The following is a 25,595-nucleotide window of genomic DNA, read 5'->3' on the forward strand; positions in this document are numbered from 1 at the left end:
CATGAGATTGAAATGACGTGTTTGCTATGCTATGACTGTTAGCGCATTGTTTCCAGCCTCTCCAACGCATAGTTGTCATCAGCCTGAATATAGGCATGCATGGGAATTATACTGGCTCCAAGTTTTTTCTTTTCAAAGCTTGCCGAGATTCCAAAATCAATTGTTCTAAAATTTTGCGAGCACGCCGCTAAAATACTTTGGTAGAGCAACTGCCGGTAGGTTTGATAGGTTTCCAGATATTGGTAATCCATACCCACCAAGGAGGGAACGTATATTTCCTTCCGGTTTTTATAACAAAACATCACGCCCAAAAGTGTTCTTGAAATAGTTCCGCTAATTTCCTCTTTGGGATAGAGCAGGATAAATTCCCAATTGTCGCTTTGGTTCATTTCCCTGAACAGCTTCAACGGATAGGTAAAAGTATTGATGGCCAAATTGTTGTTCTTCACATTCTTATAAAGCTGCCAACATTCCTGTAAGGTAGTCTCCGAAAGATTGGATTCTATCTCTACCACCACTTTATCAATAAAGGGGGCTATGTCTTTTCGAAAATGTCTTGCCGATCTTTTGGAGAGCTGTTTTATATACTCCTCATTGCTGTTCCAACTGCTATCACGGATTATACACACGTCTGGCATTTGAATTTTTACAAAGCCTTGCTCCCCAAAAAAATTGTTCAAAAATGTATCCTCTCGCAAAAAGTCCCTAAGAACCGTAAGCTGGCTCTTGAATTTCTGGGATACATCCTCAAGGTGCAATAATATCTTACGCCACGCTTGCTTCCAGGCCTTATGGCCAATATTGGTATAATGATGGTTCCCGGCTGAAAACAGCGAACCCATTGCAGTTACGGTCTGGGTAGCATAATAAGTGTCGGTTTTCCGCACTTCCTCCATCTTCCGGGATATGGGGATTGGCGACAACATATCGTCCTTCCAAATCCCGGTAGTAAAAAATGTAATAACCACGGGCACATTTTTTTCATCGAAAACGATATAGAAATGAAATTTCCAATTGTGCTCCTTTTCCTTATTCCCGGAAAATGCTTTTTGGAGAAATTTTATTCCCTTCCAATTACAACAGCCACTGTCGCCCATATAGGTATTCCAAAACTTTTTGTCAATCGTTTCAATGTCGTTTTGATAGGACAGATATAACTGTGAGACATCTTGGATTGGCATATTGGGAGAGGCAGCCTTTATATTAAAAAGCTTAAAGACCCGTTCCGGTACGGTATGCGTTTCCCTTAGTGCCTCTGGATAATGATGTTCCATGGCTGCCACCAATTGTTCCATATCCTCATTTTGGTTATGTCTGGCAATCGTAATCCGAACCCCCGTATTTTTAACGGGAACCGCAGGGAAAAGCCCGAGATTTACAAAAAATCCGTCATTCATCAAGCGTTTTACAAAATTATAGCCTGTGGCCGGCATCCCGGTACCGATATAAAATACAGGAGAATTGTTTCTATCCACTAATGGCAACTGCGTTTTACCCAACAAATCGTTGAAGTATTCTATCCTTTGGCTCAACTGGTCCTGAAGCATGTATATCTCCCCGGAAAGATGTATGTCTGCCGAGGCTATGGCAGCTGCTACTGATGCAGGTTCCAACTGGGCAGAAAAAGTGAGCGGACCCCCAAAGTTCTTGATGGTTTGATGGAATTTTTTATTTGGGCATACCAAAACGGCCCCACTGGCCCCAAAGGTTTTGCTGAGGGTAGTAAATAAGAGAATATTTTCTGGTAGGGTTTCAAAATTACTTGCTACGAATCCCGTACCGTACTTCCCCCTCCAGCTCATCCCGTGCACATCGTCTATATAGAGGTGAAGTTGTGGATATTTATGGGACAGGACCATTAACTCGGCAATGGGGGCAAAATCGCCAAACATGGAATAGACCCCATCCGCCATGTACCAAATTTTCTTGGCCTTATTGGTGAGCTCCTTAATTTTCGATTCGAGCATTTCCAAATTGTTATGACGGATCATTTCTACGGGAATGCCCCTTACTTTTAATAGCTGGGCGGCACTTTGAACAGACCAATGCACTTGGTGGTCCAAAATAACCGCATCCTCATCCCTTACCACTGTAGGAATAACGGCCAAATGGCCAAGCGTACTGTTTTTGGTTACAATAATGGGCTGCCTGTACATTGCCCCCAATTTTTCTTCCAAGGAAGCATAAAGTGGATGCGATATGTAGGTCTTTGACAAGGGAAATTGGGTGCCATAATCGAAGATAGCCTTTGCCGCGGCCTCCTTTAAACGCATATCCTGCTCAAGTCCGAGGTAACCCGTCGTGCCAAAATGGAACATTAGCTTGCCATCAATACTTATTTTCCGGCCACTTAGGGTCTTCCCATCTGCATATAGATGTATTACTCCTTCTTTTTTAGCATTGCTTATTACTTCATCTATCGAATCCATAAAGTTGTTGTGTTTGATTTTTGCCATGACTTTGGGGTTTTGGGGTTCTTATTTTAGGTTTCAGGTTGTAGGTTCAAGGTTTGAGGTATGAGGTCATATTTCGTATTTCAGTTTTGGAATTTGGGACCTGCCTGCCAGAGGCACGACAGGCAGGTTTGGAATCTTGAATCTTGAATTTACAACAGCGCTAAACGATTGTAAACAAGCCCCTCCCGCCGAATTCCTATTTAAAGTTTGGGAAAATAAACAGCATATACAAATTTGAGTTATGTATATCTTGGCAATAATCCCTGATATTCTTTTTTTAATCCCTCTAAGTAAATTTTTACGATTTTCATCTCATTTTTGTAAGACAAACTGGGATATACCGTAAGAATTTTTCAAAATATTTCTTAATTTAGACTTGGGAGAAATACGAATTATATGGAACGGTCTAGCGAAACTGCCTTCTGCAGGTTATGGATAGAAAATGGGTTATTATATGTGATCTACAAGCCCATATCCTATCTCGATGAGAAAATGGCAAAATCAATAGTATCCAGTAGGATACTCTTTCAGGAAAATGAACCTTATCCAATATTCTGCGATACCCGCGGTATAATGGATAGTAGTAAGGCTGCGCGTGATTATCTCGCACAGGAAGGTTCTACCCTGGCCAAAGCAATAGCTATTTACGACGACCGGGATGTGGGAGGACTCATGCTTAACTACTATCTATTGAGGAACAAGCCACTGGTACCATCAGCTATATTCAACGATAGGGATCTGGCCATAAACTTTCTTAGGGGGCAAGAAGGATTATAGCTATTTGATTATATACATTAATTATGCAAGCGAAGGATGTAGAGAGATTGAAGGCCGTAAAAAATATGCTGTATGCAATGGCCCAAGGCAACTTTAATTCCCGGATTCCACGCACCGGGGAAGACGATCTTATTGAATCCATTACCGTCCTGCTTAATATGATGGCGGAGGAAATGAAGGAAACATTAAAGTTATATACCGACCTCCATATCCAATCCACCCCATCAGCACATATAAACATGGCATTCATTCTCAATCAAGAGTTTAGGATACAATATATTAGTGCCGATGTTTTGGCAGAATTGGGCTATAAAGATGAGGACTTAATAAATGAGTCCTTTTCAAAATTGCTGTCCAACAGCCACAAACGTCTATGGCGCTCAATTGGCAATAAAATGCTCGATACCGTTGGATATAATGAACAACATCGCCTAATCTTAAACTGCAAGAACAAAATGGAACGCCCGTGCTTTTGCTCCATTTCTTCCCTTTATAACGTTAGCTCCCCAAAGCAGTACATAATGGTAAACATTTACGAACCCCTTGTGAAAAGTAGAATGTTGGAGGACAAACCCTTGAACGTACAAACCGCAAAAGACCCGAAAAACAAACTTCCTAAAGTATTGATGCGGGCAAAGGACAGAAAGATATTACAGGAAATCCACCACCATATTTCCCAGAATTTGGATAAACCGTTGCCCCATTTGGAAACCCTGGCCCATAACTTCGGCACCAACGAGTTTAAGTTAAAATATGGCTTCAAACAACTGTACAACACTACCGTCTTTCGTTTTTTGAAAAGTGAACGCCTAAAAAAAGGCAGACTTCTTTTGGAAAATACCAGTCTTCCAGTTAAAACTATCGCTCCTATGTGCGGGTACACTAGTTCCTCCCACTTTACAAAGGATTTCAAAATAGAATATGGGGTCTCCCCAAAAAAAGTAAGGGAATAAGGATTTTTATAGGTGTGGAATTTTGAATCTATCCCCCTTTAGGGGGCAGGGGGTCCGCTCGAATTTTCAATGGTATCAAGTTTTCATAGTTCCGATTTGGTATTTCTACTTTCGTATTTCGTATTTGTTTTTTGGAATTTGAAACCTGCCTGCCAGAGGCACGACAGGCAGGTTTGGAATTTCAGGTTTCAGGTTTCAGGTTTCTTAAATCTTGAACCTTGAATCTTGAATCTTGAATCTTGAATCTTAGAAAAAAGCCAAAATTTTAAAAATCCTTTACGGGAAATTAGAAATCCTTTGGGGTAAACTTTTTTTTACCCAGTTTTTATAGTTTTAGTAACGCAATATAATTGTTGTTATAAAAAGGAATAGAAAACGATATGGAAAAGAGAACATTCAATATTTTGATTGTTGAGGACCATCCTATTCTTATGGAGAGTTATAAGTCTATTTTTGATGAATTAGAAGAAGAAAATTCAAGTTGGAAATTCAATATAAAGAATGGAGATACCTGCGATATCGCAATTTTTATCTTGGAGAACCAGGCACCCATGGAAGGTTTTGATTTGGTTTTTTTGGATTTTAGGATACCGCCTTCCACTGATGGGAAATATATTTCTGGGGAGGATATTGGATTGTATATTCGAAAAAAGTTTCCACAAACCAAAATAATGTTTGCTACTTCAGAAAGCCATCAACTTAAAATACAGAGTATCTTTAGAAGTTTAGATCCAGAAGGATTTATCTATAAAGGCGATAGCAGTCGAGAGATTTTTATGACTGCCATCAAAGAAATTCTAAATGAGGGTTTTTACTACAGTAAATCTGTGCTTCAAACCATGCGAACAAATATCGCGATGGATCTTTTTTTGGACGAGTGGGATAGAAAGATTTTATTCGAACTGGAGCGAGGTACGAAAACAACACATTTACCACAAATTCTACCGCTATCCTTGTCTTCAGTGGGGAGACGAAAGCGAAAACTTAAGGAGCTTTTTGAGGTGGAAGGTGATGATGATAGGGAACTCATTGAAAAGGCGAGGGAACTTGGGTTTATTTAACTACAACAAAAAATGAATCGGTTCTTGTCAAAACTGACATTTAAAAGGTCATAGCTTACTATTTATGTCTTTTAGTTTTGTTAGGTAACCCATACCTAATAAAATGGTAACCGCAATAAATAGAAAAAGCCTATCTACTTTTATAATAAATGGCATACGCTATTTATTTATCCTTCTCTTTATTTATGCTGCGGTAAGTAAAGTTATGGATTTTGAGACTTTTAGACTTCAACTTGCCCAATCTCCACTATTAAGTGCGTTTGCTGGAATAATTGCTCGCTTGATCCCTAGTGTTGAAATAGGTATCACTGCACTCTTAATGTTTCCCCGTTATAATATTAAAGCGCTTTACTACTCCTTTCTACTGATGGTGATGTTTACGACCTATATTTTTATCATCCTTAATTTCTCGGACTTTATTCCCTGCTCTTGTGGGGGCGTACTTGAAAAACTAAGTTGGACACAGCACCTCATCTTTAATGTGGTATTTATATTTTTGGCTGGGTTAGCAATCTTTATATCCAAGCCCTGGAAATTTCAAGGGAAACTATTAGTACTTGCAGCATTGGCAATAATTGGGATAAGTATTGTGGGTTTGCTGTTTGCATTTTCGGAGAAAAAGATGCACCGAAACAATGCGTTTCAAAGAAGGTATATGCCCCACCCACTTACAAAGATAGGGGAATACGATCTTAAAAACAATGCACACTATATTGCCGGAATAGCAAATGACACCATCTATTTGGGGAATTACGGAGCACCGCTATATTTAAAGGAAGTTGATACCGCTTTAAAGCATATTCGGGATTTTAAGGTTTCCATTTCAAATGCCTATTTACCCTATAGACGGGCAATAATCACAGTAAACCCACCCTATTTTTACTTGGGGGATGGGACGGTGCCCATACTTTTTAGAGGCAAAATAAAAGATTGGAGAGCCACTCCCCTGTCCTATAAAGAAGCCTATTTTACACAATATACCGTAGCCGATTCCCTATTAATTGGGTTTGTTACAACCAGTAGCAAAACCGGCTCTAATGCCATTGGAAAATTCGACAAAAGAAATAACAATGAGAGTCTCCAATTAAACACTGAGCTACTGGGACAAGAAAAATTCGGTAGGATAGCTACAGATGGCGCGCTGCTTTATAATTCAAAATTTCAAAAATTCATCTACCTATATTATTATAAGAACGAATACAAGATTATAAGTAAACAGCTGACTCAAGAAGCTGTGGGAAAAACTATTGATACCATATCAACCCCTGTTTTGGATGTAGCGCATCATAGCACAAAAGGAGAAACTAAGGTTGGCGGGAAATCTGTTCTTGTCAATCTGCAAAGTTCCACAAGTGGGAACTATTTGTTTATCCACAGCAACAGATTGGGAAAATTTGAGGATGATAGGATATTAAATACTGCCTCCATTATTGATGTATATGATTTAAGAAATTATACATATGTCTTTAGTTTTTATCTCTTCCATCAACGGGATGAAAACCTAACGGAATTTAAGGTAAAAAACGATTTATTGATAGCTATCGTGGGTGATAAACTATGGTTATATAGGTTGAAGCCAGCGTATTTTCACGCTGGCCCCAACCCAACACATACTGCGCAGTATCAGGAATAAGACCGAACACCTGTAGAAAAAAGTAGGTCGCTAATTACATTAAAATTTATAGTATGAAAACAAAAATTTTAAAATTCGGTATGCCATTGATGGCATTTTTACTGGCAATCGTGTTTGCTTTTGCCACGAACTCCAAACCAGCATCGGAAGATGTGGCTTTGGTGGATGGATACATTTTTCAAAATGGAAAATGTGAATTTGTAACAAAATGTAGTACAATCCCTGGACCTAGTTGTATGGTTGGTGCCACTCTACGCACCAAGATCAATGAAACCCAATGTGGCTCGGAATTGTACCACTGGAGTAATTAATTTTAATTTCCTCTCCAAAACATAGAGCCTGTGTATTGGAGAGGTTTATTATTTTAAATAAGAGTCGAACCACTCCTTTATTTTTTCTGATAAATCTTTTCTATTTTCCTTTTTGTGAAGCACATGGCCTTCACCTTGATAATAATATAGTGTTGCAGGTTTTCTAAGTCGTCTTAATGCTAAATAGCCTTGAAGGCTTTGATCGGGATTCACATTATTATCCTCCTTTCCAGCCCATAGCAAGATTGGGGTATTTATGTTAGACGCCTGATGCAATGGAGAATTTGCTATATAAACTTGAGGATTTTGGAAATAGGAATTCTGCATTTTAAAAATATTTTGTTCTACTCTGGTCATTTCTGACTGTCCCGTTGTTTTAAAAATATCAAAATAAAAACTTACAAGGTTAAGTATCCCACAGCCTGATACCGCTGTGGTAAACCTATCGGTTTGCGTAATTATAAATGCAGTTTCATACCCACCAAGCGAATGTCCAATCAGCCCTATTCTTTTTTCGTCTATAGCCGCTGTTTTTAATGCTGTATCAACGGCTTTTTCAACGCAAATAACAGCGGAAATACCGGGGGCATTATGTTCGGATTGAATGTCTGGCAAGAGAACAAAATAACCATTTAGGGCATAGTTCATAAAATTGAAACCAACATCGTCATAGGGCGAAGGGGGAGTGAACTGATGATACAAAAAGGATTGTTCTTGATAAATATGAACGACCATAGGATATTTTTTATTAGTATCATAATTAAGGGGATAAATCAAGACCCCTTTTAAGGAATCGGCTATTTCAGTATTGTATGTAATAAGTTCCCTTTTTGGCCATTTGAATTGATCCCATTCGGGATTGCTTTTATAAATAGTCTTTACAGAGTCTGTTTTTAAATCAACATATTCAATAGAGATAGGGTCTGTAAAGCTTTGCTGCGCGAAAAGAAAACTGTTTTTGTCCAGTTGAAGCAATTTGGAAAGACGTTTGTCTTTCCAAGCGATTTTACGGATATTATTGTCTTGCCAGTGATAGTAGCCTGTTTTGAGGGTTTGATAATTTTTAGCACTCAAAATTAGGCCTTCTTGATTATCTATTTTATAGGTATTGAACCCAAAATCGCCATAATTCATTCTTTGATCCTTAGTTCCATAGACAATGCGAAATACAGTTTTTGAATCTCTGCCGTTTGTGAGCTTTTCCCTATGCCTCCCATCGCAACTTATTTTCCATACATCAAATTCATCGTAAAGAAAAAGTTCGGTCTCATCTTTGGTCCAGCCAGCCAGTCCATATGGATGAGGGGTGTTAAGGCTAGGGGATTTTTTATTGAATACGGAATGGGGCAGATTTATGGTAATATTACTATGTTTTCTTTCCTTGATATCATAAATCCACCAATGGCGATCTTTAAAATAGGTCACATATCTACCTCCTGGAGAGAAATGGACAAAATTTATAGCTGTGAATTGGTTGGGTACAACCAGTTCCTTTTTGCCGCTTTTTAAATTTATGGCATAGATATCCACAAAGGTATTGGAACCGAATTGGGGCTCCCTTGCATAAGCATCAAAGTTGAGGGCATAGTTAGAATTGGGATTGAACAGCACTTGGGGCATTTCCCTGTTTCCCAATGGCACCACCCTACTCTCATTTGTAAACCAAACTTGCTGCCAGGGCCCTTTCTTTCCTGAAGTTATAAAATTGTTTTGCGTATATAAGGCAGTGTCAAAGGTGTCCCAAATTTCAGGACCTGAATTAGCTTGCGCAAGGGTTTCTGGCAGATTAACATTGAAGAATACTTTATCGCCTGTATCTGAAACGGAAATTTTAGTATTTGCAATGGATACTTCTTCATTAGAATACGTATCGACATCCAAAAATTTGGAAGTCCTGGATTTAAGGTCGAATAGGGCTACATTATACGTTTTTCCATTATCGCGGCTATAGAGAAAAGTCAATTTTTCTCCATTGGCACTCCATGTAAATCTTTGGAAGCTCACATTTTTACCTTCCATAATCTCGAAGCTGTTTAACGATTCCAAATTCAAAATTTGCAGGGATTCTCCATAGTTGTTTACAATGGCCATAGCCACAAGGTTTTTTAGTGGGTTTATTTCAAATCCATTGCTTTTTCCCAGATTATAAATTTTCTTGGTATCAAGAGCGGTAACGGTTAATGAATCTTCCATTGACTGGGTTAACCAATAATCTCCCGAAGGGGCGAAATGATTGATTTTTACATTGGGAATGGTGTCAGATAAATTTTTTTCGATATTGACAAGAATCAAGGAATCTGACGCTAAGGGCAAGGCGAACCATTTATTGTTACTACTGAACTTACCCCAATTTCCATTCGGAAAATTGAACATATTATCCGTTTTTAAATTTATAATAGAGGCCGTATATGTGCCATCCAAATAATAATTCATGTAGTGGGCCCACTCTCCGTTTTCGGAGGCACTAACTAAATAGGTGTGGGACCAATCTTTTTCTTCCGCGGAATCCGGAAAGGCTGTTTGGGCGTAAGCTATATGGATCAATATAAGAAAGAAAAGACTCATCCCTGATTTCGCATTATTTTTGAAAAAATGCATTTCCATCTATTGTTTAAATTAATATCCTGGATTTTGTGGTGCTAAATTTGGATTCAGCAAAAGGTCTGATTCTGGAATTGGCAGCAGCACGTCTGTTGGTTTCCAAGCCGTTTTTATCGGACTGAGAATCTCGTTTGCCATTCCAAAACGGCGAATATCAAACCATCTATGGCCATGTTCGGCAAAGAGCTCGAAACGCCTTTCCTGTAGAATGGCAAGCCTTAATTGTTCTGGGGTATTGGCCTGGGTATTATCCAACCCAGCACGAAGGCGGATGGCATTAATATCTTGCTGTGCGCCGGCAATATTATTTTGGTTGGCTCTTGCCTCTGCCCTTATAAGATATTGCTCTGCCAAACGGAGCACAATGGAATATTCCATACTGCTGCCCGTATTAAATTGTTGTTTGTATTTATAAGCATAATACCAAGACTGGGAGCCATCACTCACTTCCCCGATCCATTGGGTTTTCCGCAGATCGTTTGGTTGCATGCTTGCTACCAGTGCACTGGAAAGGGCGACAAAAGGGGGTGGTGGGGAATCGAAGATATAGGTTGATGCCTCTTGAGAGTTTGAGCCAGGATTTTGTGGTTTCAGCTGTAGTATTGCAGAGCGGCTTTCCTTTAAAAAAACATTGTTTAGCTCCGTCTCCAAAGTGAAGAGGGAGGCATTGTTTATTATCCTGCCACTTTCGGCCTCAGCCTCTTGCCATCGCCCAAGGTATAGGTAAACCCGAGCAATTAGCGCAGAAACTGCCCAGCTGTTGGCTCGGGTTCGTTCCCCTGTTATATAGCTATCGCCCAATAGACCCTTAGCGTTGCTTAAATCATCCAATATAGCATCATAGACCATGGCCTCTGGTATTTTCTTTATTTTACCGTTTGATTGATAGTCCGTTGTTTTGGGATAAGGTATGTCGCCAAAAAGGTTGACAAGGTAAAAATGCACCAAGCCTCTAACAAAGAGCGCCTCTCCCCTTAAGTGCTGCTTGAATTCTGCGGGAAGCTGGTCTGCGTTTTCCAGACCTTCCAGCACTGCATTGCACATATAAATTAGATTATAAGCATTGTCCCAAATACTTTGAACCGCAGGATCCGTGGCGAGGACATTATGGAAATATAAAGTTTGGGCGGTGTCCCAAGGCATGCCGTAAAAATCCAGTTCATCAGCATATAAACCCATTAATACGCCCATACCAGAGTTTGAGCCAGAGACCATTACCAGGTCTCTCAATTTTCCATATAATGAAGTGGTGGCGGCAGTAGCCGTAGCCTCATCGGTGAATACTTCCTGGTGGGGAATTTGCCCTAGGGGGGCATCAACCTCCAAAAAATCATCGCAGCCAGAGAAAGAAACCGAAAGCAATAGTATTAAAAGAACTCCTGTTTTATTTTGGTGTGTAAACCAATTTTTTAGTGTTGTTTTCATTATCATTGATTTTTGAAGTTTATAAGTTCAATTGAAAGCCGAAGGTGAGCCGGGTAAGTGGAGGTAAATTGCCATCCATTTGTTCAGGGTCGCCACCTTCGAATTTGGTAATTGTGAGTAGGTTTTGGCCTGTGAGCAAGAGGCGACAAGAGGTATTGGATGCTTTGCCAAGGGAAAGGGTATATGCAAGAGCCAAGGATTTTAGACGAATAAAGGAGGCATCAGAGATGATGCCGTTGCTTTGGATAAATTTATAATACGCAGTATAGGCATCTGGATCGGCTCCGGTGGTAAAGCGTTGCATATTAGCAACATCGCCTGGCTGCTGCCATCTATCCAGTACACTCACAGACTGATTGGCCATCGTTCCAACTGGTTCAGTTGCTCGATATTGGTTATAGCCCTTTTTCTTTACAAACTGAAAAAAAATGTCCAGTTCCCAGTTTTTATAGCTAAGGAAGTTTGAAAACCCACCAAAATATTTTGGAGTAAGGTCGGCGACATACTCCCGGTCATCTGTTCCCGTTAGCTGTCCGTCGTTGTTATAATCCTCAAATTCAAAGAGCCCAGTTTGTGGATTCACTCCTTTAAGTTTGTAAAGTTTTACAATATACAGGGACTCCCCTATTACATATTTATTGGCATAGGCAGAGGTTTCGAGCCCTGGGAATGCAAGCAGTTTATTTTTTGAAAGGGAAAGGTTAATGGAGCTTGTCCATTTAAAATTTTCTGTTTGGAGGGGTGTCATTTTTAGGTCAAATTCCCAACCCTTATTTTCTACTTCCGCATCGAGATTCGCCAAGATGGAACTGAAGCCCGTGGTTGTGGGGAGGGAATAATTGATGAGCTGATTGGAGGAACGGTTGTTATAATATGCAACAGATAGGGCTATTTTATTTTTCAGAAAGCCCATTTCTAGGGCAATCTCGCTTTTTCTGTTTTCTTCCCATTTAAAATTTGGGTTGTACAATCTGGCGGGTTGCAGCCCAATATTGCCATCATAGGGCTGGCCTGTAATGGTATAGGTTTGCAAATATTGGTAATCGCCTATCTGGTCATTGCCCGTAATGCCATAGCTGCCCCGGATTTTTCCAAAATTGAGCCAGTCAAGATTTAAATCATCCGAAAAAACGTAGGCTGCTCCAAGGGCCCCAAAGTTCCCATATTTATTTCCGGAGCCAAAACGACTGGAACCGTCCCGTCTTCCCGTGATATTAAGAAAAAGCTTATTCTTGAGCGCATAATTGATTCTTGTAAACCATGATTGGGTGTTATATTGGGTGCTTACCTCATTGTTTACCAGAATCGTGGTTGCGGCACTTAAATTGGTTATAAAACTATTGGTAGGGAAACCGATTCCATATACACCGTATTGGTCAAATTGCTGCTTTTGGAAGGTGCCGCCGAGCAAAATATTTAGCACCCCATTTTCCCAAGTCTGTTTCCAATTTAATTGCGGTTCCAGAATCCAATACTTTTTGTTCCCCTCATTGGTGGTAACCATAGAATTGGCGCTGGTCATTCCCCAAGCGGGGTTAAATGCTGTATGGGGTGCAGTTACATGGTCCTTTAAGCTACTGGCACCATAGCCTGAGTTCAATTTAACATCCAGTTGTTCCACAAGCTTATAGGATAATGACAAACTGGTAAACAGAGTATTGGATTTATTTTTGTACTTGTTTTCAAACTGAGCCAAGGGATTGTTCCAAGTACCGTCCTCCCAGTTGAGGTTGCCCGAGGTATCATATAGTGCAGGGGCATTGGGCGCTAAGGATACTGCATAATCGGACAAATCGCTCCCCGGGAGGAAATTGTCTTCCAGGGTATAACCAGCATTGAAATCCAATTTAAATTTATCTTGCCTGTCTTTGTGTTGCAGGCTTGAGTTGACTGTGATACGGTCATAATTAAAACTTCCCGGAAAGACGCTGGTTTCATTTTGGTACATTCCAGTGAGCAAAAAGCGCGTACCTTCGGAACCTCCAGAAACCGAGCCCTGCACTTTATGGATATTGGCGGTATGGCCAATAAGCACGTCCTGCCAGTCGGTATATCTGTTTAAATTCCACCTGCCATTAACATCATAGGCATATTCGGGATATTCGGTAATGCCATCATTGGCAAAGGCCTCCCTCCGCATTTCGAGGTATTGTTCTGTATTTAAAAGCTCCCTTTTTTGGGTAATATGGGCAATGCCCGTACTACTGCTGAAGGAAAATTTAGTTTTGCCTGCCTTTCCTTTTTTTGTGGTTATCAATACCACGCCGTTCGCCCCGCGGGAACCATAAATGGCGGTCGCGTCTGCATCCTTTAGTACCTCTATGGATTCAATGGATGCGGGATTAATGGCGTTGAGGGGACTGATGGCACCCACCGGGATTATTCCGGCAGAGGAGAGTGGAGAACCCAAGCTTTGCGAATCGAAGGGAATGCCATCAATAATATACAGTGGTTCATTACCCGCCATAATGCTATTTTGGCCACGGATGCGAACGTTAAAACCGCCGCCGGGAACCCCTGAGGTTGCCATAATGTTGACTCCTGCCATTCTGCCTTGAAGGGCCTCCAAGGGATTGTTGACGGGCTGGTTTTCTATTTCCTTGGCGGTCATGCGGGCAATACTCCCCGTTCTCTCCTTATCGGAAACTTTGTAATAGCCAGCATTAATAACCACCTGATCCAGGGCAGTGGCATCTGCCTGCATATTAACATTTAGAATCCTGCTGCTGCCAACTGCCACTTCTTGGGTCTTATACCCCAAGTACGTAAACACAAGTGTATCACTTGAATTTGCCAACAAGGCATACCGCCCCTCTAGGTCGCTAACGCTACCACGGGAGGTGTTTTTTACCAACACATTTACCCCATTTAGCGGGCCATCGGCATCGGTAATTGTTCCACTGATGGTTTTAAGCGGAAGGTTCTGGGAAAAAATTGGGGAGGTGTAGGTTAATAGGGCAAAAGTAACTGCAAGCGCAAAGCGATGCCTGTAATTATTTTTCATAATTTTGCATGGTTAAGGTTATACAATAATTTTAACGTTCTGGCCTGCTCCTCGGGTCCTGCAAAACTTGGGAGCGGGTCTTTTCATTGCGAGTGAAACGAAGCAATCTTTCGAATAGCTAGGCGTCCTCCACATTGCGAGCGAAGCAAGCTACACGCCAATCTCTACTTCTCTACTTCTCTAGTCTCAAGTCTCAAATCTCAAGTCTCAAGTCTCTTTTCAAATTTCTAATTCAGTAAGTAAAAAAAATCCCTTCAACCCTCCCGAAACAGTATCGGGAGGAGGTTCTAACTGGGAGAGTTTGGAACGGCCCAAGTTGAAGGGACAAGGTCATTGCGAGCATAGCGCAGCAATCCCGTAATAAAAACTAAATCATCCCATAAAAATCATAATGTTGGGTTGCGAGAACTAACGCAAAAGGAAGAAGCCGATAGCTTTGAAGAAAGTTGAGAAGAAAAAACCGACCAAGCCAAATACAAAAAGGCGCGGAACTCAACTTACCGAACAGAGGTACTGGTATACCCACACACGAATAAGAGAGCCCACGCCCGGGTCGTGAGCATCTTGCTTATCCTCTCGTGTGTAAAAAATTACCAGTTTTCTGTCCGAGATTCAAAACGAGTGCTTCTAATTTTTTGCTCTTAGAAGAATCGCAAATTTAAAATATTGCCTGCAATATAATAAAATATTTATTCAATACAAATATGTATCGAATAAAATTCTGTTTTATTACAACTTTTACTTAATGAATGAGGATGAAAAAAAATATTTAGGATTATTAAATATCCAAATCGGCTGTCTTCTGAAAGTAAATCGATTAAGAAAAGATATATCGCAACATTATTTAGCTGCAGCAATTGATTCAACTTCTACAACAGTCGGAAGGATAGAGCGTGCAGAAGTTATGAGTGGATGGGATAAAATATACATTTTGAGCCAAGAATTAAATATTGATTTTAACACCTTATTTCAACCCTTACCTCAAAACGAACTGCTTTTAATTGTTGAGGAAATAGTCAGACTTGATCAAAAATTAAATAATGAAAAAAAGGAATACTATCGGAATTTAAAAGCAACAATAAAAAATAAGTATAATTCATTAAAAAAGTAAGATAAGAAAATTAGAATTCATTTATTTAAAATCCCTATGCTGGTGTGCGATTGCATCGCGTACCCAGACTATTTGGCTTTTATAAAGCTTGCTCCACATTAATACCCCACTGGCGCGTTATAGCCTGTACTAAACGAAGTAAAAGTGTACAATGTATATTTATTGTTTCAACCGTTATTGGCACCGTCTCATTTTAAAACCAGTAAAAAACTTTATATTTGATATTGACCCCGAATAAATTTTATTAAATCTGACAATGAGTTTTTTAAAAAAAATAACCAAAGGAATTACGGCTTTCAAAAATGAAGTTAATAAGCCAAACTCTTTTATAAAAGGCGAAGCATTTGAGGAATATGTTAGAAAATATATTTTTCCAAAGTCTGATTATGACCTGGTTCACAGAACTCACGATTACAATGCAAACAACGGAGATTATATTGAGTCAAGTTTAAAACCGGACTTTAAGTTTCGGGATAAGAAGAATGGCAAGGAATTTTATGTGGAAGTTAAATGGCGAATGGGCATTTATAACAGGGAAAACAAAATAGAATGGTGCAATCCAAAACAGTTGAAAAGATATAAGGCTATTGATAAAAACGAAAGTGCAGTTTTTATTGTCCTTGGTTTTGGGGATAAAGCAACAAAGCCTAAAGAAATAGTTCTATTTCCGGTGAGCGGCTGCCATTATACCGGTTTGTATGATTCTTTTCTTGACAGGTATTTGTTTTATGTGAACAAACCTGTTTTCTCTGGCTATTTGTGGAAGTTGAAATAAATGGTTATTTCCCTTAGGCTGGTGCGCGATTGCATCGCGTTCCCAGACTTACTACCAACCGCAAGAACTTCTGGATTTTCCGTTTGATATTAAAAAGGACGATATTCGAGAATAGCATCTTTATTTCCCACCCCCTGGCGCTTTTATAAAGCATGCCTATCCCAAGCGGCATTTTCCCTCCAATTATCGGGAAACCCCATAAAGCGAGTATTTATACTAGCATAGTCATCAATTAAATTTACTACATTTTCCACAAACCTATTATTGGGATTAATATTCAAAAGTAACCTGTCTATCATTGCTGTTACACCATAGAAACTCCTATTAAAATCATTAGGTAAATTACCATTGAAACTATATTGTTTTCTTGTAGGAATAGTCGGCCTATCGGCAGTAATACCCCGATTCCATAAACGGCCGTGATGAGCACAGATATTTCTTACGTTATTTAAATAAATAAACCAAGTTGATAAAACAGAGCTGGGGAGCCCAAAGTCTTTGGCGATAGTCATTTTTTCAACATTGTTACTTAATCCCTTATATAATCTTGCTAGTTTCCCCAAACTTAAAACTTCCAAAGCCATATTTGAGGGCGGAATACTTTCCAAGGTATATTTTGCTTTAAACGATTTTAAAAATAGTTCTTGCGGATTTTCAAACCTCTCTGCAATTTCAGTATTTATTAATCGATAAATATCCTTATCGTCATATAAATCAACCTGATTGAACCAGAAAAAACCATAATTAACGGCAAAATAATCAGTAAGCCGTGCGCGCAATGCCACCTCAATACGCTCAAGATATTCAATTGTTAGGGCTCTAAGTTTTTTATCGAATTGATAGTGAAGAATAATATCATTAAAAGATACTTTAGCTTTAAATTCGTGTGAACCATCATTTTCCTGCAAATGATACATATATCCCGTTAAACGATAGTAACCAATATTTCTAAGATATATTTTAGCACGTGCTGGTCTAGGAATATTGAGACCTCGTTTGATTAAAACTTCAATATGTTCTTCCACCGTTTTCGGCTGTTTTTCATATTTCATTTTATCTTGGGTTTATTGCAAAAAAAAAGCCCCGCAAATTGCGCTTGAATCAGAGGCGTGCGGGGGATTAATGTGGCAAATATAGCTGATATTTTGGTTTAAAACAAAATATTTTAGCTATAATTATTTAACCTTCCCTATGCTGGTGCGCGATTGCATTGCGTTCCCACACGTACTATCAAAGTTTCAACTTGGATTGAAATTGGAAAATTTGCCAATCAGATGGGACGTATTGAGAGAGCGGAAAGTAATCCTAACTGTTGCAACCTTAGTTGCCTTAGCCGAATTTTTTAAGATCGATATTAAGGAATTTTTTAATCCAAAAACTTTTGAATTAGAATTTACGGGATGATAAAAATCAGTATTTCAATAGGAATTTCCCCTGAAATAGTGTACAACACCGTATTGTAATCCCCCTTTCCCTGTCGCAGATATTTTCCATCATAGGTGTAGAGCACTGTTTCATAATTGCCTTTTCCCTGTCTTATATATTTCCCGTCCCAGGTATATAGCACTGGGTTATAATCTCCTTTGCCCTGTCGCAGATATTTTCCGTCCCAAGTTGCCAAAACCGTATTGTAATCTCCTTTGCCCTGCCGGATGTACTTATCGGTCAAGGTGTATAATACCGTTTCATAATTCCCTTTGCCCTGCCTTAGGTATTTGCCATCCCAAGTAGCCAAAACCGTATTATAATCGCCTTTTCCCTCCCTGATGTAGCTTTGTGCTTTTGCGAATAGCGAAAAAATGAGGAAGAGGGATATTATAACATATTTCATGGCTTTAGTTTTATCGTGTTAATCTATTAAAATTGGAAAAATAAATGATAAGGGAGGTTATTTGAATGTTTAATAGGTAAATTATTGGAAACGTTATTATTAGCATAAAAATAGAATATTTGTAATAGAAACGCACTCAAATAGCCTTTTGGATACTTTATTTTAAACCATTACATTTGATAAGAATACCCTTATTGTAGGGTACATAATTTAGTTATTCCCGCTACAAGTATTTGATTGTGTCGGGAATTCTAATGTTTAGTTCAACTAAAAAAGGCAACCAATTAAATGAGTAATCAACCCAAATTATCTGATATTAAGAATATTATAAAAAACCAAAATCCCGAACTATATGACAAAATAATCATTGCAGACGAACTTAAAAAGAATGACTATGCAATTGTATCATACAGTTATAAAACAATTAGCAGAACACTTTGCAATACAAACATTCCTTTTTTTAAGGATCTGCACAGGTCTTTTGAAAAGTTATCTAATGAACCTGCTTCATTTCAAAACAAAAATTTTTTAAATGACAATGTTCTTGACGAAAACTACATAAACCCATATTCTACTGTAATAGATTTTAATTCTAATAGCAAGGAATTGGAATTTCCAATCCAAGAAAAAAACAGTGAGGTATTGGAAGCGCAAGGTTTATTTTACTTAACTGATAGCATTAAAAAATATAGTTGTGAAAGTTGTAATGGAGATGGTCTAGTAACCTGTGATTCCAGCCCCTGTTATGGCAAGCATAAATGGGAATGCGATGAATGTATCGGAGAGGGAAAAATATATTGTAACAGTTGCAACGGAGAAGGCTGGAATACTTGCGGAGGGTGGTTTTCAGGATGCGATGGTTCTGGTAAAGTAAAAAAAAGAGTCAAATTGGCTAACGGAAAAGAATCGGAAAAGTTAGTCAATTGCTCCACTTGTTCCGGCAAAGGAAAAGTAAATTGCAAAACCTGTAATACTTCTGGAAAAGTTACCTGTCCTAAATGTTCTGGAAAAAGATTGCTAACTTGTTCAAAATGCTATCCAGATAGAAAAAGGTATGGCTTAATTGATTGTAGCACTTGTAGTGCTCAAGGAGAATTTATAACCTTTGATTATGTAAATTCTAAAATAGAAGAGAATAGTGTAAGACGTATCATTCCAAATGGGGATAATCTATTGTTAAAGAAAACAGAATTAGAAAATTTTTATTCTCAATTAGAACAAGAACAGGTTGTATTTCATCAGATTAATGATGTTCTCACTAACAGCTATGATGGTTTATTGAAACCACATTGCAGTTCTTTTCATAAGGAATTCAATTTAAAAAAAGATTCTTTTCCAAAACTGTTAAAAGAACAAATTTCGTGTAAAACAGTTTCTTGCGTTGAGTTTAGTTATACCCACATTATTTCAAATGAAGTCCATAAGGGCGTAATCATAAATATTAATGAAGCTCCAGAACTAAAATTTTATACGAACCCAGAATTAATAAAGACAGATTTAAATAGCATATCTAAATCTGCCGTAAATATTTTCTCAAAAATATTAAAGACAAAAAGAAGCAAATTAAAAAATGACCGTTTCATTGAAATTAAACTAATGATTTATTTAGCAAAAGCTGATGGGGTAATGGAGGAAGCTGAGAAAAAATACTTGTCGAGTCAAATTCAAGATTTAAAAGAATTCACAAACGCTGAGAAGAAAACATTATTTAACTTAATGAATATGCATACCTTGCCAGAATTATCAAAAAAGGACTTAAAATTTTCTTCTAATCAGACTGGATTGGAAATCATTGAAAAACTTAAAGAACTTGCTTTAATAGATGGAGAAAAGGAATATAGCGAAATTGAATTTATTAACAAAATAAAATCTCACCTAGACATTTAGACTATTCCAGATATTTATCTTGAATTAAATTAAATTCTTCCGCTAAACCCAGGATGGCTTTTATGCTTTTTGGAATTTGGGACCAGCCTGCCAGGGGCACGACAGGCAGGTTTGGAATTTGAAATTTCAGCTTTCAAGTTACAGTTTTCTTGAATTATGAATCTTGAATCTCAAAATCCATTCCCCTAGCTAGGCTGGTGCGCGATTGCATCGCGTTCCCATACCGTTCAAATAAAAAATTTGAAAAATGAATATGGCTTACACCGAGATTTCCTTTTTAGATAGTCCTAAATCCCACAATTTCTTATATTTAGCGTGTCTTTCGTTATATTCATAAGGTTTGATCCATTCGTTTTGATTATTAATTCTATAAGAAAAATGACCCCCAAGCGAGAGCAAAGAATCAGGAACAAAATAAAGAAAATAAAAGCTGCCTTGGCGGCCGACAAAAAGCATTGGGGCGGCTATCATCACGATGGACAAGGCCTTAGATACTTACCCCCCAGCCTTTACCTGCAATTAAATGACTTTACCGGTGGGCTTCGGTATCTGAATTGGTTCAACAAAAACTTTCCCGATGATATCGGTTATCCCGACTTTTTGTTTGAGTGTACGGTCATTCTATATAAAACAGGCCGACTAAAAGAGGCAGCAAGGAACGCATTTAAGACTTTTACGGGAAATACGTACCTTTTCGATAAGTTTTTCGGCAGACCCTCTGTAGCAATCGACAAATGGGAAGGTTCAAATTGGGAACGTGCCTCACACACCGCCCATTTTCAATATAACCACCAGCAAGAAAATTTATCCGACTTTGGAATATGGTTGGAAGATTTGATCCAAACGGAACAATTTAGCGCTTTGGCCGCTAAATATATAGATATTCATAAAAGACTTAAAAACGAAGACAATAGGGAAACCAGAGGTTATTTAACAGAACAAGCACGTCAGTTGGAAAACAAATTATAAAGGCCAAGAAATATATCTTTACTTCTCTGCCGGTGCGCGATTGCATCGCGTTTCCCGACATTGCCAATCTCAAGAAGTATTTGACCTTTTAAGGTTCTTTTATATTGTCGGTCTAAATGTTTAGTGATATTGGGAAGGAGCGACAATGCTAATCCACAAATTCCAAATAACAAATAACAAATCCCGAATAACAAAAAATATTTTGCGCATTGAGAAGATTGCTTCGCTGCGCTCCCAATGACGGGGCTTTGCCGTGTTTTCTTGGACGATGGTGTGTGCAATTATATGCAGGAATATGAACTAATGTGCCTTTGTATGCAAAATTGTGCAAGAAAGGGTAGTCTGTGCTTTGAGGTTTTGGATAAGGGATTTCGGATTGTAGGTTTGGGGTATTGTTTAACTCTAAAATTTGTTATTATGGCAAAACAGAAAGGAATTGTAAAGCTAAAGGGTACAATAGGAGATTATACCTTTTACAAGACCAAGGACGGGTATATGGCCCGTGGGAAAGGTGGAATTGAAAAGAACCGCATTATGAACGACCCGGCTTTTAAGCGCACCCGTGAGAATGGGATGGAATTTGGAACTGCGGGGAAAGGCGGACAGTTGATCAGAAAGGCAGAGCGAATATTGATCCGCCAGGCCAGTGACTATCGTTTGACTTCAAGACTTGTGCAACTATTGATGAAGGTTATTAAAAGCGATGCATTGAACGAACGCGGGAAACGTACCGTGCAGGATGGGGATATGAGCTTGTTGAAGGAATTTGACTTTAACGAGAAGGGGAAGCTCAATACAGTCTTCTTCAGCGGGTATACGCCCAGTTTTGATAGAGGTACCGGGGTATTTGATGTTGCCATTGATGCTTTTGTGCCCAATGAAACCATTGATGCTCCCCGCGGCACTACCCATATTCAATTGGCGGCTGGGGTATGCGCATTGGACTTTGCAGGAAGAAATTTTGAGGAAAACCACACGTTTTCCCCTATCATTCCATGGGACCAGAATCTGCAGGCCGCTCTGAATCTAAGCCCAACTATTACCGGTGGAGGAACATTGCCCGTAATACAAGTGATTGGGGTGAGCTTTTTTCAGGAAGTGAATGGTGAAATGTATTCTTTGCGAAACGGAGCATTCAATGCCTTAGCCATCGTTGGTGTAGATCAAGTGTAACCTAAAAAACCGGAGCGATGGATTTATTTCTGCATAGAACACATTACAGGACTGGGACGAATGGGGGTTTGTTCCATAGGAATCGGTTTTTGTGCTTTAGCATAGAACTTCCTTGGCACGTTAACCAACACAACATTTCCTGTATTCCTGACGGTACCTATGAGTTGGAAATTTTTTACTCTATACAGTTTAAGCATCATTTATTGGTAAAAGGTGTGCCCCAGCGAAGTGGCATACTCATTCTTCCCGCCAATGATGTACTGAACGAGTTAGGAGGATGCATTGCCCCGGTTTCACAACTTACAGGAATTGGCAAGGGATTGGGATCGAGAAAGGCTCTTGACCTTCTGATTTTGCGTATTGAAGCTTTTCGCGAGCCTGGAGAGGCGGTGTTTTTGACGATTTGTTCGGAGCATTGTGGAAGATGAGAGGAAGTGAGAAGTACGAAACTGGAGCGACAGAGTGCGAAGAAGGACAGTTTTTATTTGTAACGCTCCTTTATTGGTTGTCTCCACCTACACTGAAATAGCTTTGGGGGAAAAGGGTTATTTCTTAGAAAATGGTATTAATTAAAATTTTTGGGTTATGAATTTATTTGAACGATTGAAACGACCTACACCGAGATTTTTTCGTAGGCTACGGAATATTGGGGTTGGGATGACGGCCATTGGCGGAGCTATTGTGACCATGCCTCTTGTGTTACCTGTTGCACTGACCATTATTGCAGGATATCTTATTGTTGGGGGAACAGTGGCATCTGTGGTGAGCCAAATGGTAATAAACGACACAAACGAGCATGATGATCATGACGATACATCTAATATGTCGGGCAGGATTATCCCCTTGGATAGAAATCCGCTATTAGATCCTAACCTATAAAAGATAAGTGATGGATAATTATCGCATCAGTATTTTTGGAGGTATGGTGTTTGGGCTCTTGCCCAATCTTCCGATAGAGGATATCGTGGTTACGCTGTGTATGGCCACTTTCGGGACGGTGACCAGTTTTGTGGTGACGGTGTTGCTTAAATGGATAAGCAAACGGTTGGAAAAGCGTTAGTGGGATTTATTTTTGGTATAAAAAAGACCCTTCGAATTTACGGAGGGTTTTTTGCATTACGGGTTATGGGCTTGATTATTTATGTTTTTTTTGTTAACAGGACGGTTTAAATACAATATAAATTTTAATTATAAGATAAGCTGGAGTCAACCTATAAGTTCAAAACATTTATTTTTTAGTTCTTGTATTGGTTCATTATAATTAAATTTTCTGATTGGTCTGTAACTTAGTAATCTTTCAACTTCTTTCTTCATAGACTTTTCTCAAGTCTGTTTTCTTAGGAAAAAACCTTCTAATCACGCTATCCTATTTTCAATCGCCCCCTTATTTTGAGAGGCATAGGGTCTTGTGAAATATATTTTGGCGTTTAGCAAGGCTCCTATTTTTTGTTACTCTGCAAACTCTTCTCCTTGTCAAAGGTTATTGTATTTACATAAGAGAAACTGAAACCGTTAAGTCTCTGTTATATTTTTTCATCCTTCCAGAGCTTTCTTTTAATTTTTCCATCCTTGTTACCAACATAATTTTGGTTTTAATTAAAACAGTTAGCTTTAAGAATTAATGAGAAAAAATATAAGAGCTGTTTTGTGTCCGCCTCTTTCCCATCCATGAGTAGGACCTCTATATCCCCAACACGTATATGCTCATCTACAAAATCGGGTCGCTGGTCAATGCCTAGGTTGTCTTTTATGGTTCCTCTTCTATCTTTGGCATCTGGACTCTGGTTTATCGTTTCGCAGCCCACACACTTTTCTCCTTCAAGTTCCTCCCTTTCTTATATGTTCAAGGCTACATTTCTCCCAATAAAGCAGAACAGAGCTATGTGCTCTTTTAGTGACTCGGTCACCAATAACTGCTCAGTCTTTTTTCATGTCTGATTTCTGCCCCCCGCTGTACGTTTATCATTACATATCTACGAGATGGTTTTCTCTGTTTGGCTATATTCCTACAGAGCGCCCTGTGAATAGTACAAATGACAATCCCTATGATTTCAGCAATTTCACCTTTACTAATTTCCATTAACGCTTCGATTTGATACCTTTGGTGTAGGTTCAATTGATTGTATTTTTTCATTCAAAACTGATATAACAATTGACCCAAAATCTCTAGGGGCAAGCCCCAAGAGATTTAAATATTAGCTTTACACTTATTATTTGAACCTACAATTTATTTATTTCATGAAAAAAATTATTATACATGTGGGACCAGGGAAATGTGGGTCTTCCTCCATTCAATATTTTTTCAAAAACCAAAAAAACCCGTGTTATGAAAAATTGGAATTTATTCAATTAGAACCTCAGGTCATTAACAAACTCAATCATATTAATGTTATTAAAAATGACATTAATTATTTTAATAAATTTATAGAAAAAGCTCTTAAATCGAAAGATACATTAATAATAAGCCACGAATATTTGTTTGATTGCCCCAATGCAATAAAAAATATTTGTAATATATCTAGGAATAAAGTATCAGAAATATTAATAATTGGGTATAGTAGAAGACAATCTGACTTTTTGGTTTCAACTTATTCCCAATGGTTTTTTAGATCATCAGCAAGAATTGAAGAGGTTGAGGGAACATTAATAAAAAATGAATTAGAACCAATACATTTTAATGGTATTGAGAGGCATATAATTGCTTCAATTATTGATGATTTTTACAGTGCCAGACAACTATCTGATATGTCCATATTAAATTGGTATAAATCATATCAGGCCATTGAAAGACTCACCTCTTCGCTTAAAGTAAAAATAAGACCTGGTGTAATTCCAAATAAACAATATTCCATAAACCTAATTGAAGATTTTTGTACTAAGGCTGATTTAAGTATCAAAACCAATGTTAAAAAAGCAACAAATGTTAAGTCAAACGTAAACTTCAACAGAGAACTTATTGAAGCTTTGAATAATGCAACACAACAAGGTTTAAACACACCAACTCCGCACCAAGACAATAATTATTTAGCACGGATTTCTGATAAAATGAATATATTAAGTGAACCTAGCTGCAATTTTCTGACAATACTAAAACAATATATTGACTCATACTTTCTAAATGCTAACATAGAATTTTGCAAGAAATTTGGAATTGACATTAATTACTTTGAAGTTCAAAAACACTATTCTAAGACAGATATTATGGTTATTATTAAAAATGAAGAGAAAAAACGAATCTCTAATAATTATGCCACTAAATATTATAGATTATTATCTGCTTTGATGGCAGAAACTTGCCTTTCATTAATAAAAGAGAGATAAAAAATATTTTTTGACTTCTAATTAATTGTAGAATTTATAGTTTTTTGTAAAACATCAATATGTCTTTTTAAACTATAATTATCTTGGATATGTTTTTTGCCAGCTTCTCCCATTTTAATAGCCCAACTTTTATCATCCAAAACTTTTAACATATTACTTGCAAAAGCTTCTATATCATGTTGTAAGCTTCCCTTAAAACCGAACTGTTTAAAAGTAGAATAATTATCTTAATTTTAAACAGTATTATGAGACGAAGTAAATTTTCACCGCAACAAATTGCAAAGATTTTAAAAGAATTCGACAACGG

20 protein-coding genes are annotated in these 25,595 nt (G+C 38.3%); 14 read left to right on the plus strand and 6 right to left on the minus strand.

The window, feature by feature from the left end; genetic code table 11:
- Nucleotides 1-38: 38 nt before the first annotated feature.
- The gene (locus tag POV26_RS03565) at nt 39-2,456 is read right to left on the minus strand and encodes an aminotransferase class I/II-fold pyridoxal phosphate-dependent enzyme (protein ID WP_272855114.1); all 2,418 of its coding nucleotides are present in this window, start codon (nt 2,454-2,456) and stop codon (nt 39-41) included.
- Between the two features lie 396 nt (nt 2,457-2,852).
- Here POV26_RS03565 and POV26_RS03570 point away from each other — a divergent pair, with 396 nt between their 5' ends.
- The 5 genes from POV26_RS03570 (at nt 2,853) to POV26_RS03590 (ending at nt 7,191) form a co-directional block, all read left to right on the plus strand.
- Complete coding sequence (locus POV26_RS03570) at nt 2,853-3,233, plus strand: DUF7793 family protein (protein WP_272855115.1); 381 nt, start codon at nt 2,853-2,855, stop codon at nt 3,231-3,233.
- Between the two features lie 23 nt (nt 3,234-3,256).
- Nucleotides 3,257-4,186 carry a helix-turn-helix domain-containing protein gene (locus POV26_RS03575; protein WP_272855116.1) on the plus strand — a complete coding sequence of 310 codons (930 nt, stop codon included), beginning with the start codon at nt 3,257-3,259 and terminating at the stop codon, nt 4,184-4,186.
- Nucleotides 4,187-4,566: 380 nt separating this feature from the next.
- On the plus strand, nt 4,567-5,247 hold the full coding sequence (locus tag POV26_RS03580) for a response regulator (RefSeq protein ID WP_272855117.1): 681 nt from the start codon (nt 4,567-4,569) through the stop codon (nt 5,245-5,247).
- Nucleotides 5,248-5,350: 103 nt separating this feature from the next.
- Complete coding sequence (locus POV26_RS03585; protein WP_272855118.1) at nt 5,351-6,880, plus strand: MauE/DoxX family redox-associated membrane protein; 1,530 nt, start codon at nt 5,351-5,353, stop codon at nt 6,878-6,880.
- A gap of 53 nt (nt 6,881-6,933) precedes the next feature.
- Nucleotides 6,934-7,191, plus strand: a complete 258-nt coding sequence (locus POV26_RS03590; protein WP_272855119.1) for a DUF6520 family protein — start codon at nt 6,934-6,936, stop codon at nt 7,189-7,191.
- A 48-nt stretch (nt 7,192-7,239) separates the two neighbouring features.
- Here POV26_RS03590 and POV26_RS03595 read toward each other — a convergent pair whose 3' ends face one another.
- Genes POV26_RS03595 through POV26_RS03605 form a run of 3 tightly spaced genes read right to left on the minus strand, consistent with a single transcriptional unit; the run spans nt 7,240 to nt 14,221 of the window.
- The gene (locus POV26_RS03595) at nt 7,240-9,789 is read right to left on the minus strand and encodes an alpha/beta hydrolase family protein (RefSeq protein WP_272855120.1); all 2,550 of its coding nucleotides are present in this window, start codon (nt 9,787-9,789) and stop codon (nt 7,240-7,242) included.
- Between the two features lie 18 nt (nt 9,790-9,807).
- Complete coding sequence (locus POV26_RS03600; RefSeq protein WP_272855121.1) at nt 9,808-11,217, minus strand: RagB/SusD family nutrient uptake outer membrane protein; 1,410 nt, start codon at nt 11,215-11,217, stop codon at nt 9,808-9,810.
- Nucleotides 11,218-11,236: 19 nt separating this feature from the next.
- Nucleotides 11,237-14,221: a SusC/RagA family TonB-linked outer membrane protein gene (locus tag POV26_RS03605; protein ID WP_272855122.1), complete on the minus strand. Its 2,985-nt coding sequence runs from the start codon at nt 14,219-14,221 to the stop codon at nt 11,237-11,239.
- 745 nt (nt 14,222-14,966) lie between these two features.
- On the opposite strand from POV26_RS03605, the gene POV26_RS03610 reads away from it, so the two are divergent.
- Complete coding sequence (locus POV26_RS03610) at nt 14,967-15,332, plus strand: helix-turn-helix transcriptional regulator (RefSeq protein ID WP_272855123.1); 366 nt, start codon at nt 14,967-14,969, stop codon at nt 15,330-15,332.
- A 256-nt stretch (nt 15,333-15,588) separates the two neighbouring features.
- A complete protein-coding gene (locus POV26_RS03615) occupies nt 15,589-16,107 on the plus strand; it encodes an McrC family protein (RefSeq protein WP_272855124.1) in 519 nt (172 codons plus the stop codon).
- Between the two features lie 143 nt (nt 16,108-16,250).
- Here POV26_RS03615 and POV26_RS03620 read toward each other — a convergent pair whose 3' ends face one another.
- A complete protein-coding gene (locus POV26_RS03620; protein ID WP_272855125.1) occupies nt 16,251-17,159 on the minus strand; it encodes an Abi family protein in 909 nt (302 codons plus the stop codon).
- A gap of 341 nt (nt 17,160-17,500) precedes the next feature.
- A complete protein-coding gene (locus POV26_RS03625) occupies nt 17,501-17,938 on the minus strand; it encodes a hypothetical protein (protein WP_272855126.1) in 438 nt (145 codons plus the stop codon).
- Between the two features lie 288 nt (nt 17,939-18,226).
- Here POV26_RS03625 and POV26_RS03630 point away from each other — a divergent pair, with 288 nt between their 5' ends.
- From POV26_RS03630 to POV26_RS03660, 7 genes are all read left to right on the plus strand, one after another.
- A complete protein-coding gene (locus POV26_RS03630; RefSeq protein WP_272855127.1) occupies nt 18,227-19,825 on the plus strand; it encodes a hypothetical protein in 1,599 nt (532 codons plus the stop codon).
- A 378-nt stretch (nt 19,826-20,203) separates the two neighbouring features.
- Nucleotides 20,204-20,794 carry a hypothetical protein gene (locus tag POV26_RS03635; protein WP_272855128.1) on the plus strand — a complete coding sequence of 197 codons (591 nt, stop codon included), beginning with the start codon at nt 20,204-20,206 and terminating at the stop codon, nt 20,792-20,794.
- A gap of 417 nt (nt 20,795-21,211) precedes the next feature.
- Entirely contained in the window at nt 21,212-21,967 is a 756-nt protein-coding gene (locus POV26_RS03640; RefSeq protein WP_272855129.1) for a hypothetical protein, read from the plus strand.
- Nucleotides 21,968-21,984: 17 nt separating this feature from the next.
- Nucleotides 21,985-22,395 (plus strand): DUF5675 family protein, encoded by a 411-nt coding sequence (locus POV26_RS03645; RefSeq protein ID WP_272855130.1) that lies wholly within the window; start codon nt 21,985-21,987, stop codon nt 22,393-22,395.
- A gap of 157 nt (nt 22,396-22,552) precedes the next feature.
- Complete coding sequence (locus POV26_RS03650) at nt 22,553-22,846, plus strand: hypothetical protein (RefSeq protein ID WP_272855131.1); 294 nt, start codon at nt 22,553-22,555, stop codon at nt 22,844-22,846.
- Between the two features lie 10 nt (nt 22,847-22,856).
- A complete protein-coding gene (locus POV26_RS03655; RefSeq protein ID WP_272855132.1) occupies nt 22,857-23,027 on the plus strand; it encodes a hypothetical protein in 171 nt (56 codons plus the stop codon).
- A gap of 1,178 nt (nt 23,028-24,205) precedes the next feature.
- Nucleotides 24,206-25,288, plus strand: a complete 1,083-nt coding sequence (locus POV26_RS03660; RefSeq protein ID WP_272855133.1) for a hypothetical protein — start codon at nt 24,206-24,208, stop codon at nt 25,286-25,288.
- Nucleotides 25,289-25,595 lie beyond the last annotated feature (307 nt).

Source organism: Aequorivita todarodis, from assembly GCF_028561335.1.
Classification (GTDB): Bacteria; Bacteroidota; Bacteroidia; order Flavobacteriales; family Flavobacteriaceae; genus Aequorivita; species Aequorivita todarodis.